Here is a 12,107-nt window from a genome sequence, read left to right as displayed (position 1 = left end):
GTACCCACCGTCCGGCTCACAGCCCCGCCGACCTGGCGCCACCGAGTTCCGTGAGCCTGTCGCGCAGGCGTTCCGCCTCGTCCGGTGCGAGGCCGGGAATCGTGGCGTCGGTCGTCGCGGCCGCGGTGTGCAGCTGTACGCGGGCGAGACCGTAACGCCGCTCCAAGGGTCCGGAGGTGACCTCGACGAGCTGCATGCGCCCGTAAGGCACCACCGTCAGCTGTCGCCAGAGCACTCCGCGGCTGATGAGCAGGTCGTCGGCGCGCTCCACGTACCGCCACGAGCGCCAGTTGCGCCCCAGCGCGCCCCAGCCCCATGCCACGGCGGCGAGCGGCAACAACCCGAACGCGGCCCAGGCCGGCCCGGCGGTCAGCCAGAGCGGCAGCGCGGTGACGGCGGCGAGCGGCAGCAGCGTGCACAGCAGCACGAGGCGGCGCACCCGCAGCAGCGCACGCTCGACGCCGTTCCAGCGTCCGTCCGGTTCGGCCGCGCCCGTGGCATTCCCCGGGCTTCCGGTGCTCTGCCCGGCGTCCGCCATGCCCGTCCCCCTCGTCATGCGGCCACCCTACGGCCGGTCACGGGCGGCTGGGCAGGTCCCGGGAGATACACCGCCGCCGGAGGCCGCCGCCCGTACGGGTGCGAGACTGAGGCCATGAGTCAGCGGACGATGACGGAGGGCACCGGGGCGACGCCGGCCGGGCCGGGGAAGCAGACCACGGTCGGCGTGGGCGGCGCCGCCGAGAGCTCCGACATGGTGCTCAACATCGGCCCGCAGCACCCCTCCACGCACGGAGTGCTGCGGCTGCGGCTCGTTCTGGACGGCGAGCTGATCAGCGAGGTCGAGCCGGTCGTCGGCTACATGCACCGGGGCGCGGAGAAGCTCTTCGAGGCCCGCGACTACCGGCAGATCATCGTCCTCGCCAACCGCCACGACTGGCTGTCCGCCTTCTCCAGCGAACTCGGCGTGGTCCTGGCCGTCGAACGCATGCTGGGCATGGAGGTCCCGGAGCGCGCCGTCTGGACGCGCACGCTCCTCGCCGAACTCAACCGCGTCCTCAACCACTTGATGTTCCTCGGCTCCTATCCGCTGGAACTGGGCGGCATCACGCCCGTCTTCCACGCGTTCCGCGAACGCGAGGAGCTGCAGCACGTGATGGAGGAGATCTCCGGCGGCCGGATGCACTACATGTTCAACCGCGTCGGCGGCCTGAAGGAGGACCTTCCGGCCGGCTGGCAGCACCGCGCCAGGAAGGCGGTCTCCGCCGTACGGTCCCGGATGGACACCTTCGACCGGCTGGTGACGGGGAACGAGATCTTCCGCGGACGCACGCGCGGCGTCGGCGTCCTCGACCCGGCGACCGTCCAGGCGTACGGGGTCAGCGGACCCATCGCACGCGCCTCGGGCGTGGACTTCGACCTCCGCCGCGACGAGCCGTACCTGGCGTACGGAGAACTGCAGGACACCCTCCAGGTCGTGACGCGCACCGACGGTGACTGCCTCGCCCGTTTCGAAGTGCTGCTGGAGCAGGCGCACAACTCCCTCGACCTGGCGGACGCCTGCCTCGACCGGCTCGCCGACCTGCCCCCCGGGCCGGTCAACCAGCGGCTGCCGAAGGTGCTGAAGGCGCCGGAGGGCGCGACATACGCCTGGACGGAGAACCCGCTCGGGCTGAACGGCTACTACCTGGTCTCCAAGGGGGAGAAGACGCCGTACCGGCTCAAGCTCCGCTCAGCCTCGTTCAACAACATCCAGGCACTGACGGAACTGCTCCCGGGGACGCTCGTCGCCGACATGGTCGCGATCCTCGGGTCGTTCTTCTTCGTGGTCGGCGACATCGACAAGTAGCGCGTGACGTGTGCTCGGTACGCCCGGGGCGNGGCCGGCTGGCAGCACCGCGCCAGGAAGGCGGTCTCCGCCGTACGGTCCCGGATGGACACCTTCGACCGGCTGGTGACGGGGAACGAGATCTTCCGCGGACGCACGCGCGGCGTCGGCGTCCTCGACCCGGCGACCGTCCAGGCGTACGGGGTCAGCGGACCCATCGCACGCGCCTCGGGCGTGGACTTCGACCTCCGCCGCGACGAGCCGTACCTGGCGTACGGAGAACTGCAGGACACCCTCCAGGTCGTGACGCGCACCGACGGTGACTGCCTCGCCCGTTTCGAAGTGCTGCTGGAGCAGGCGCACAACTCCCTCGACCTGGCGGACGCCTGCCTCGACCGGCTCGCCGACCTGCCCCCCGGGCCGGTCAACCAGCGGCTGCCGAAGGTGCTGAAGGCGCCGGAGGGCGCGACATACGCCTGGACGGAGAACCCGCTCGGGCTGAACGGCTACTACCTGGTCTCCAAGGGGGAGAAGACGCCGTACCGGCTCAAGCTCCGCTCAGCCTCGTTCAACAACATCCAGGCACTGACGGAACTGCTCCCGGGGACGCTCGTCGCCGACATGGTCGCGATCCTCGGGTCGTTCTTCTTCGTGGTCGGCGACATCGACAAGTAGCGCGTGACGTGTGCTCGGTACGCCCGGGGCGGGTGCGCCCGTCCGGACGGCGGCCCGCGCCGGGCCCGCCGCTCAGCCCGCGTTGCGGATCCCGGAGTCGGACCTCGGCTTCGAGCCCGTCGACGTACGGGGCTTGGGCGCGGAGTGCCCGGACTTCGGGCCGGACTTCGCCTCCGGCCCGGGGTCGGACGCCGTACCGGAATTCGACGCCGCCGAATTCGAATCCGTTTCGGGCTTCGCCCCGGTCCCGGGCTTCGGCTCCTCTTCCGGCTTCGACTCGCTTCCGGGCTTCGGCCCCGTCTCGGGCTTCGGCCCCGTCTCGGGCTTCGACTCCGTCTCGGCCTTCGACTCCGGATCTGCGCTCTTCTGCGGCTGCTGCACCTTGCCGGTGGACGGAGCCGATTCCGGCCCGGCGGCGGACGAGTCGCCCTCCGGCCCGGCGGTCGCGGTCGTGTTCGCGGTCGAACCCGGCTTCGGGCCCGGACCGGACTTCTTCCCCGCCACGGGACCGGGCTTCTGCTCCGGCTTCTGCTCCGGTTTCTGCTGCGCAGTCTTCTCCGGCGTCTCCGGCGTCTTCTCCGCCCCGGGCTCGGCTCCGGGCCTCGGCCCCGCGGCCTCTTCGGCCTTCCCGGCCGGATCCTCCCCGGCCCGCTCCCCCTTGTCCGGTTCGTCCTTCTTGCCCGGCTCGGTGGTCGTACCGGACACGACCGTTCGGCCCGGCCCGCCCGGCTCATCGGGTGTGCTCGCGGACTTCGGCTGCTTCGGCGCCTCACCGGGCTTCTTCGAGCCAGCGGTGACGGACCGGCCCGCCGGCTTGCCGCCCTCCGAACCGGCTTCGCCTCCGGGCGACTCGGCCCCGCCCGAGGACGGGGAGCCCGCGCGCTGAGCACCCGTGCCCGGGGCACCGGTCCCGGACGACCCGGGCAGCGGCTCCGCCGCCGACGGCTCCTGCCGCACGGCCTCGTCACGCTTCGCGTGTCTGCCGACCGGGGCCTGGGCCCCCGCCGGTCCTCTGCCGGAACGGGTCCCCGGCTCCTCCCGTCCAGGGCTCGTCCGTGCGGCCGAGGGCCCCGAACTCGCCTTCGCGGACGGCTCCCCGGGCTTGCCCGGCTCCTTCTTCCCACGCTCCTCGGCGGGCGGTGAGGCGGGCTTGTCCGAACCGCCCCGGGTCTCCCGGGTGTCCCGGCCGTTCACCACGGGGCGCGTGGCCTCGTCCGACCCCGGCGCCTCTGTGTTCGCGGCGCTTTCGGCCGGAGCGGCCGCATCCACGCCGCCCTGGCTCGTCGCGGCACCGTCCGCCTTCGCGGCACCTTGGGCCTTCTCCCGCGCATCGCGCCGCTCGAAGAGCTCGGACGCCTCCCGGGGCTCACGCGCCCTGGACGGTACGGACGACGCAGTCGCCGCGGCGTGGGGGGCGTGCGGCCTCTTCGCACGCCGCTTCGGCTTGCCCGTGCTCCCCGTACCGAAGAAGTCGAACTTTCCGCTGTCCGCCTCGACGGGCCGGCGCTCCTCCACCGGCGCGGGCCCCTGCTTGCTCTGTGCGGCCTGCCGTACGGCTTCCCGCTCCTGCTCGCGCAGCTCGCGCTCCCGGCGGAGGGCTTCCTCCCGTTCCCGCTCCTCGCGCTCCTGCTCCTCGCGCTCCAGCTCTTCGCGCTCCTGCTTCCGAGCTAGGTTGCGGCTGAGGTTCCGCAGGGCCTCGTTCGCCTGCAGATACGTCAGCGGGGTCGGCGCGCCCGACGGCTGGCGGTGGTCGGTCGCCGCCGCCGTCAGGGCCTTCGTCGGCTCGCCGGACTCCAGTTCCAGCTGCCGACGCCCCTCCAGCGCGCTCGCCCGCTCCGTCTCGGCGTGTGCGTACCGGCGGAGCAGGTCCGCGTGTTCGCTGCGCAGCCGGGCCAGTTCCGAGCGCTTTTCCCGCAGGCGGCTGCGCGTCTTCTCGCGCGCCTGGCGGATCTCCTCGAGCTCGCTTTCCAGTTCGGCCTGGCGCTCCTCGGCCCGCCATTCCGTGCTCGCCTGCTTGGCCTTCAGTTCGCCGACGCGTTTGCCCGCTGCCCGGTCCCATGCCCGCAGCATCACGGCACCGGTCACGGCTGCCGCCGCGGCACCGGCCGAACAGACGCGAAGGAGCACCGTGTCCGTGTCGCCGACACCGGCTTCACCGAACAGCCAGGCACCTCCCGCGCAGAGCAGCGCGGCCACTGTGACGGTTGCCGGGGCGAGGACCCGGTGCAGTGGCTGCGAATGGCGATGACGTCCACGAGGCATGGCCTGGAATGTACCTTGCAAGACTCCGGTCAGGCACCGGACAAGGGGCATTGTTACGCCGCCACAACCCCGTGCTGTCCTCTTTCGCCTCGGCTGTCCCCTTCTGGAATTCCTCGCTCCGGGCGCCCGTGCGGCGCCTTGCGACAGCGCCCGGAAGACGCGTCAGAGGAGATTCTTCGCCTTCAGGTACTCCTCGGCGACGTCCTTCGGCTTCTGCCGCTCGGCGTCCACCTTCCTGTTGAGGTCGGCGAGGTCCTTGGTGGTGAGGACCTCCGTCAGCTTCTCCAGGGCAGCCGCGACGTTCTTGCCGCCCGCCTTCTTCGCGTTGACGACCGGCAGCACGTTGTCCGCGTTCTGCAGCCCCTTGTCGTCCTCCAGGAGCACGAGCCCGAAGTCCTTGAGGGTGGCGTCGGTCGTGGTCGTCAGCACCATCTGGTCGGTGCCGTCCTTGACGGCCTCCTTCGCCTGGGTCGTCCCGACGCCCTTGGGGTCGATTCCGGTGACGTCGATGCCGTAGGTCTTCTCCAGGCCGGGGCGGCAGAAGGGCCGCTCCTCGCACTCGTCGCTCGCCGCGAGCTTGACCTTCTCACCCGAGTCGCCGAGATCCGAGAGCGTCTTGAGCTTGTGCTTCTTCGCGAACTTCTCCGTCACCGCGAACGCGTTCTGGTCGACGGCCTCTCCGGCGGGCAGCACCTTCAGGCCGCGGGGCTCCGCGAGCTTCTCCAGCGCGGCGACCGTCTTGTCGACGTCGTTGGAGGCGACGGGTTTCGCGTCCGGCCCCTTCTCCTTCGCGTTCAGGAACTCGGCGAGCGTCGCCGCGTACTCCGGTACGACGTCGATCTCGCCTTTCTCCAGGGCGGGTTCGTACAGCTCGCGGTTCTTCAGCTTGCTTATCGAGGTGCTGTAGCCGGCTTCGGCCAGCAGCTTCGAGTACAGCTCGGCCATGACCTGCGACTCGGTGAACCCGGCCGAGCCGACGACGAGTTCGCCCTTGGAACCGCCGTCCGCCGAGCCGCCGCCCTCCTTCTCCAGGCTGTTGCCGCCGCACGCGGTCAGGGCGGTGGCCAGCACGGCCGCGGCGCCGCCGGCGGCCAGCAGGGTGCGTGCCTTCCGGGGACCCACGGGGCTCAGGGGACTCCGGCGATTCCGGTTTGCTGCCTCGTTCATCATGTCCACCGTTCGTTCAGGGGTACGGGGTCGTCCGGGGCATCGGAACCCCGGGCCGGCCAATTCGTGGTAGGCGGTAAGCGGGTGAGCGGTATGCGGTTCGGAAGGCGTTCGGAAGGCGTCGGTAGGTAATCGGCTCAGAAGGCAGGCGGAATAGCGGTAGGCGGTCAGGAGGTCGGCTGCGCGGGAATCACCTTTTCATCGAAGTCCCGGGGCGTCGAAGGGGAATGCGCACCCCGCTCCCCGTCCACGGAGCCCGGTTCACCGGACGTTCCGGACCTCCCGGAGCCTGCAGTCCGCTGTTTCCCGCTCCCCCGGCGGCCCCGCATCGGGTCCAGCAGCCGCTCGGCGATGACGAGCACCCCCTCCACGAGCAGCGCGAGCGCCGCGACCAGCGCCGCGCCGGCGACCACCTGCGGGGTGTCGTACGTCCCGAATCCAGCGGTGATGATCCGCCCGAGCCCGCCGCCTCCCGGAAGCGCGGCGAGCGTCGCGGTGGCCACGACCTGCACGGCGGCCGACCGCACACCCGTCATGATCAGCGGGAAGGCCAGCGGTACTTCGACGCGGGCCAGCAGCTGCCGGCCGGACATGCCCATTCCGCGGGCCGCCTCCACCACGTCGCGGTCGGCCTCGCGCATCCCGACGTAGGCGTTGGTCAGCAGCGGCGGCATCGCGAAGAGCACGAGCGCCACGATCGTCGGAACGTCGCCGTACTTGCCGAGGGGGCTCAGCGTCAGCAGCACCAGCACGGCGAAGGTCGGCACCGCCCGGCCCGCGTTGGAGATGTTCACGGCGAGCGCGCCGCCCCGGCCCACGTGCCCGAGCCACAGGGCGACGGGCAGCGCGACGGCGCAGGCGATGCCGAGACAGACCACGGTCAGGTAGAGGTGCTCGGTGAGCCGGTGCGTCACGCCGTCGCCGCCAGCCCAGTTGGCGCCCGTCGTCAGCCACGTCCACGCGTCCACGAAGAAGCCCACGGTCACGCCTCCCTGCCGGCCGGCTCCGGCACCTGACGGACGCCGCCGGCGGCACCGTCCGCTCCGCCCGCGCCCCCCGCGCCGCTCACGTCACCCGCGGTCTCCGCACCGTCCGTACCGTCCGTACGCCCGCGGCCCCGGCGTCCCCGCCCGCCGGTACGGGCCCACGGAGTCAGCAGCCGCTGCAGCCCCAGCAGCAGCGCGTCGGCGAGCACGGCCAGCAGCACGCAGATGACCGACGCCGTCAGCACCTGTGCCCTGAAGAAGCTGTCCATGCCGTCGTAGATGAGGTTGCCGAGGCCGCCGAACCCGACGATCGCCCCGACGGTCGTCAGCGCCACCGCCGAAACCGTCGCGATGCGCACACCGGCCATCAGCGCGGGCAGCGCGAGCGGCATCTCCACCCCGAAGAGCAGCCGGTACGGGCCGTATCCCATGCCGCGCGCCGCCTCACGGGACTCCTCGGGGACGGACTCCAGACCGGCCAGGATGTTCCGTACGAGCACGGTGAGCGAATAGAGCACCAGCCCCGTCACGACGACCGCCGCGCCCACCCCGAAGAGGGGAAGCAGCAGCGCGTACATCGCCAGCGACGGAACGGTGTAGAGGACCGTGGTCAGCCCCAGCACGGGCCCGCGGGCGCGCTGCCACCGGCGGGCGGCGAGCGCGAGCGGGAAGGCGACGAGCAGCGCCAGCAGCACCGAGGCGACGGTGATCCCGACATGCTCGACGGTGGCGTCGGCCAGCTCCTGACCGCGCGTACGCACGTACTCGGCGCAGATCCAGTCGTTCGCGGAGAGGCAGTCGCCCTCCTGCTCCGCGGCAGCTCCGGCTCCGGCGGGGACCGCCGCGTGCCCGGTCCCGCTCAACCCGCTCACCCCGCTCAACGCACTCACCCGCTCACCCCGCTCGCTCTGCTCGCCGCGGACCGCTCACGCCCGGCACCTCCGACAGGGGCACTCCGGCAGGGGCGCGTCCGTGCGCCCGTAAGCATGCCGGGAGACCTTACAGTCCGCTACCGACAGCCGCTTCGAACTGCCACACTCCTGCAACACAGACTTCATACGGGCCCCGGAAGAATGCGCGGACGAGACCCGCGACCGCATCCGCGCCCGAGCCGAGCGATGAGAATGAGAAGATGATCCGCTTCGAGAACGTCACCAAGCGCTACCCGGACGGCACGACCGCCGTGCACGAGCTGTCGCTGGAGGTGGCGCGAGGCGAACTCGTCACCCTCGTCGGTCCGTCCGGCTGCGGCAAGACGACGACGATGAAGATGGTCAACAGGCTCATCGAACCGACCTCGGGGCGGATCCTGCTCGACGGCGAGGACATCTCCGCCGTCGACCCGGTCGAACTCCGCCGCCGCATCGGCTACGTCATCCAGCAGGTGGGTCTCTTCCCGCACAAGACGGTGCTGGACAACACCGCCACCGTCCCCTTCCTGCTGGGCTGGTCGAAGGCCGAGCGCCGCAAGCGCGCCGCCGAGCTGCTGGAGATGGTCGGCCTCGACCCGGGCCGCTACGGCGACCGCTACCCGGACCAGCTCAGCGGCGGCCAGCGGCAGCGCGTCGGCGTCGCGCGTGCGCTCGCGGCCGACCCGCCTGTGCTGCTCATGGACGAACCGTTCGGCGCCGTCGACCCGGTCGTGCGCGAGCATCTGCAGAACGAGTTCCTGAAGCTCCAGTCCACGCTGCACAAGACGGTGCTCTTCGTCACCCACGACATCGAGGAGGCCGTCCGGCTCGGCGACCGCATAGCGGTGTACGGGGACGGCCGCATCGAGCAGTTCGACCCGCCGGCGAAGGTGCTGGGCGCACCCGCCACCCCGTACGTCGCGGACTTCGTGGGCGCCGACCGCGGCCTGAAGCGGCTGTCGGTCACCCCGATCGAACGTGGCGACCTGGAGGAGCCGCCGGTCGTCCACCTCGACGACCCGATCGACAAGGCCCGTGCCCGCATGCGCAGCGAGGGCGCGCGCTGGGCCGTGGTGCTGGACGACGCCGACGAGCTGCACGGATGGCTCGCCGCCGACGCGCTTGACGGCGCCAAGGGCGCGAAGAGCGCCTCCCCCGCGACCGGCAAGGCGGCCGGGCCCGCGACCGTCGCCGATCACGCGCGCCGCATGGAGGCCTGGCTGCCGCTGGGCTCGCCCCTCAAGCAGGCCTTCAGCAGCATGCTCCAGCACGACGCGGGCTGGATCGCGGTGCTGGACGACGCGGACCGCTTCGTCGGCGTACTGACGCCGGCCGGCCTGCACGAGGCGCTGCGCCGCTCCATCGACGCGGACGAACGCGACGTACGCCGCGACGAGGTGGAGCTGGAGACGATCGGCGACGCCTGACCGACGCCGCACGCATGTGGTTCAGGACCGCCCGTGCGTCCATCCGGCAGCATGCGGACGCAAGTTGACCGCCGGGGGGTCTCGTGCTGTACTCCACCGCATGAACGGCACCGCGTTGCACCGCTGGCGGAGGGTCCACCTGGACCTGCTCCGCTACGTGGGCTGCCTGTGTCGTCCGTCCTGCTGATCAAGTCAGGCCATTCCGCGCGCCCTTCGTGAGCGCGTGCCCTCGATCACACTCCAGGACGGTTCTCCGTGTCATCCGCATTCCCCACAACACCTGCGTCCGGCTCCGGTTCGGTACGGCCCGCAGAGCCCGCACAGCCCGTGCACGTCCCCGGAGCGGGCCCGGCACCAGCGCCCACCGAGGCGCAGCTCCTCGACTTCGTCCATGAGACGGCCGCCGACGCCGCGCTCATCGCCTCGCTCCCCCTCGACCCCGAGGGCCGCACCTGGCTGCGGCTCAACGGCCCGGGCGGCAGCGAGGCGTGGATCATCAGCTGGCCCCCCGGCACCGGCACGGGGTGGCACGACCACGGCGGCTCCTACGGCGCCTTCGCGACGGCACGGGGCCGCCTCACCGAACAGTCCCTCGCCGCCCGGCTGCCGGCCGAAGGCTGGAAGACGCTGGAACTCGCGGACGGCGTGGACCGCGAACGGCAGCTGACCGCGGGCCGGGGCCGCGCCTTCGGCGCCCACCACGTCCACCAGGTGCTCAACGAGACGGAGGAGGAGCACGCCGTCTCCGTCCACGCCTACTACCCGCCGCTGCCGCTGATGCGCCGCTACAGCCGTACGGGCGCGCTGCTGCGCCTGGAGCAGGTCGAGCGCCCGGGAGAGTGGGACTGACGGTGACACCGAAGCCTCTCACCGACGGCAACGACGGCAGCACCGGCGCCGGCAGCGGCGACGGCGCCGGCACCGGCGGCCTCCCGAGCCGCGTCGACGCCCTGCTGGAGTCGGCCCGCTCGGACCTCACCCGCCTCACCGCCCAGGACGCCGCACGCGCCCGGCACGAGGAGGGCGCACTGCTGGTGGACATCCGCTACGCGGCCCTGCGGGAGCGGGACGGCACCATCCCCGGGGCCCTGATCGTCGAACGCAACGAGCTGGAGTGGCGCCTGGACCCGACGTGTCCCCACCGCTCCCCCGAGGCCTTCCCCCCGGCCGGCGGGGCCTTGGGGGACCCCGAGGCGTTCGAACTGCCCGTCGTCGTGGTGTGCAACGAGGGCTACGCCTCCAGCCTCGCCGCCCGTTCCCTCCGTGAGCTCGGTCTTCACCGGGCGACGGACCTGGACGGCGGTTTCCAGTCATGGCGTGCCGCCGGACTCCCCGTCTCCCCACCCGTCGCCCCCGGAGAGGACGCGCGCCCTACGCTGGAGACATGAACCCATCGCGTGGCCGCGTCACCGGACTCCCGGACTGGAACCGCTGTGCCGTGATGGGGGTGGTCAACGTCACGCCGGACTCCTTCTCCGACGGCGGCAAGTGGTTCGACAGCGAAGACGCGGTCAAACGGGGGCTCGATCTCGTCGCCGAGGGCGCCGACCTGGTCGATGTCGGCGGTGAGTCCACCCGTCCCGGTGCCCCCCGCGTCGACGAGGCCGAAGAGCTGCGGCGGGTGCTTCCCGTCGTCCGCCGCCTGGCGTCCGAGGACGTGCTCGTCAGCGTCGACACCATGCGGGCCTCCGTGGCGGAGCAGGCGCTGGAGGCGGGCGCTGTGCTCGTCAACGACGTCAGCGGCGGCCTGGCCGACCCGCGGATGGTCCCCGCCGTGGCGGCCGCGGAGGTGCCCTTCGTGGTCATGCACTGGCGCGGCCAGTCCATCGACATGAACAACCGCGCCGTCTACGGCGACGTCACCGCGGAGGTCGTCGCCGAGCTGCGTGCCGGCCTGGACCGCGCGATCGACGGCGGTATCTCCCCGGACCGGATCGTGGCCGACCCCGGGCTGGGCTTCGCCAAGCAGGCCCAGCACGATCTGCGACTCGTCGCGGAGCTCGGACGGCTGCGCGAGGAGCTGGGCAGGCCGCTGCTGATTGCCGCCTCACGCAAGCGGTTCCTCGGCCGCGTGCTCGTCGGCACCGACGGCGAAACCGTGCCGCCCGCGCGTGAACGGGACGCCGCCACGGCCGCCGTCTCGGCACTCGCCGCCCGCGAGGGCGCCTGGGCGGTGCGCGTGCACGAGGTGCGGGCGAGCGCGCACGCCGTCCGCGTCGTACACGCGGTCGAAAGCGCCACGGGCCTCCCGGACGCCGACGCGGCGGACCCCGGAGGTCCCGCCGGTCCCGCGAGCGCGGGGAGCCCGCAGGCACAGGACCACGCCGGCACCACCGAGACCACGGGGCGGCAGGCGTGAGCCGCGGCGCCGGCACGGACATCGAGGCGGTCGAAGCCGCCAACACCGCCCTGTACGACGCGGTGGAGCACGCCGATCTTGATGCCCTGCAGACCCTGTGGATGGACGACGGCATCAGCGTCGTACACCCCGGCTGGCCGGTTCTCACCGGCCGGGACGAGGTACTGCGCTCCTACGCCCTGATCATGGCGAACACCGACTACGTGCAGTTCTTCCTGACGGACGTCGAGGTGTCGGTACACGGCGACACCGCGCTCGTGAACTGCACCGAGAACATCCTCAGCGGCGGCCCCGCCGAGGACGACGGCTCCGCGGGCCCCCTCGTCGGCGGGCTCGTCGTCGCCACCAACGTCTTCCGCCGCGACGAGGGCGGCCGCTGGAAGGTGTGGTCGCACCACGGGTCGCCGGTCCTGGTCGAGCGCGAGGGCGAGGACGAGGACGAGGGCGGCCTCGACGACGGCGACGTCCAGCTCTGACCCACGGCCCCGGTGCCTC

Annotated in this window: 11 protein-coding genes and 1 pseudogene; 7 read left to right on the top strand and 5 right to left on the bottom strand. The window is 72.1% G+C overall.

From position 1 onward, the window contains the following. Positions 1 to 16: 16 nt before the first annotated feature. Positions 17 to 556, bottom strand: a complete 540-nt coding sequence (locus AN215_RS14315) for a PH domain-containing protein (RefSeq protein ID WP_079122971.1) — start codon at positions 554 to 556, stop codon at positions 17 to 19. Between the two features lie 111 nt (positions 557 to 667). On the opposite strand from AN215_RS14315, the gene AN215_RS14310 reads away from it, so the two are divergent. Continuing rightward, positions 668 to 1,846 carry an NADH-quinone oxidoreductase subunit D gene (locus tag AN215_RS14310; RefSeq protein ID WP_070009450.1) on the top strand — a complete coding sequence of 393 codons (1,179 nt, stop codon included), beginning with the start codon at positions 668 to 670 and terminating at the stop codon, positions 1,844 to 1,846. 33 nt (positions 1,847 to 1,879) lie between these two features. Then, positions 1,880 to 2,500, top strand: a pseudogene (locus AN215_RS14305) (NADH-quinone oxidoreductase subunit D-related protein); the annotation flags it as partial. A gap of 72 nt (positions 2,501 to 2,572) precedes the next feature. Here AN215_RS14305 and AN215_RS14300 read toward each other — a convergent pair. The 4 genes from AN215_RS14300 to AN215_RS14285 all read right to left on the bottom strand — a co-directional run bounded on the left by AN215_RS14300 (position 2,573) and on the right by AN215_RS14285 (position 7,691). Next, on the bottom strand, positions 2,573 to 4,762 hold the full coding sequence (locus tag AN215_RS14300; RefSeq protein ID WP_139140739.1) for a hypothetical protein: 2,190 nt from the start codon (positions 4,760 to 4,762) through the stop codon (positions 2,573 to 2,575). Between the two features lie 162 nt (positions 4,763 to 4,924). Next, positions 4,925 to 5,884, bottom strand: coding sequence for an ABC transporter substrate-binding protein (locus AN215_RS14295; protein WP_420856095.1), 960 nt, complete (start codon positions 5,882 to 5,884; stop codon positions 4,925 to 4,927). 212 nt (positions 5,885 to 6,096) lie between these two features. Next, positions 6,097 to 6,909, bottom strand: coding sequence for an ABC transporter permease (locus AN215_RS14290; protein ID WP_079122970.1), 813 nt, complete (start codon positions 6,907 to 6,909; stop codon positions 6,097 to 6,099). A gap of 2 nt (positions 6,910 to 6,911) precedes the next feature. Next, a complete protein-coding gene (locus tag AN215_RS14285; protein ID WP_338057922.1) occupies positions 6,912 to 7,691 on the bottom strand; it encodes an ABC transporter permease in 780 nt (259 codons plus the stop codon). 356 nt (positions 7,692 to 8,047) lie between these two features. Between AN215_RS14285 and AN215_RS14280 the strand changes: the two genes are divergently transcribed. From AN215_RS14280 to AN215_RS14260, 5 genes are all read left to right on the top strand, one after another. Next, entirely contained in the window at positions 8,048 to 9,253 is a 1,206-nt protein-coding gene (locus AN215_RS14280; protein ID WP_070009447.1) for an ABC transporter ATP-binding protein, read from the top strand. 327 nt (positions 9,254 to 9,580) lie between these two features. Beyond that, positions 9,581 to 10,102, top strand: coding sequence for a cupin domain-containing protein (locus AN215_RS14275; protein ID WP_070009446.1), 522 nt, complete (start codon positions 9,581 to 9,583; stop codon positions 10,100 to 10,102). Next, the gene (locus AN215_RS14270; RefSeq protein ID WP_079123041.1) at positions 10,099 to 10,641 is read left to right on the top strand and encodes a rhodanese-like domain-containing protein; all 543 of its coding nucleotides are present in this window, start codon (positions 10,099 to 10,101) and stop codon (positions 10,639 to 10,641) included. The genes AN215_RS14275 and AN215_RS14270 overlap by 4 nt, the downstream gene beginning before the upstream one ends. Then, positions 10,638 to 11,612: a dihydropteroate synthase gene (gene folP / locus AN215_RS14265; protein ID WP_079122969.1), complete on the top strand. Its 975-nt coding sequence runs from the start codon at positions 10,638 to 10,640 to the stop codon at positions 11,610 to 11,612. Before AN215_RS14270 ends, folP begins: the two co-directional genes overlap by 4 nt. Further along, positions 11,609 to 12,088, top strand: a complete 480-nt coding sequence (locus AN215_RS14260) for a nuclear transport factor 2 family protein (RefSeq protein WP_070009445.1) — start codon at positions 11,609 to 11,611, stop codon at positions 12,086 to 12,088. The genes folP and AN215_RS14260 overlap by 4 nt, the downstream gene beginning before the upstream one ends. Positions 12,089 to 12,107: the final 19 nt, after the last annotated feature.

It is taken from the genome of Streptomyces abyssalis (assembly GCF_001751365.1).
GTDB classification, from domain to species: Bacteria; Actinomycetota; Actinomycetes; order Streptomycetales; family Streptomycetaceae; genus Streptomyces; species Streptomyces abyssalis.
This window is presented reverse-complemented; position numbering and strand designations above follow the sequence as displayed.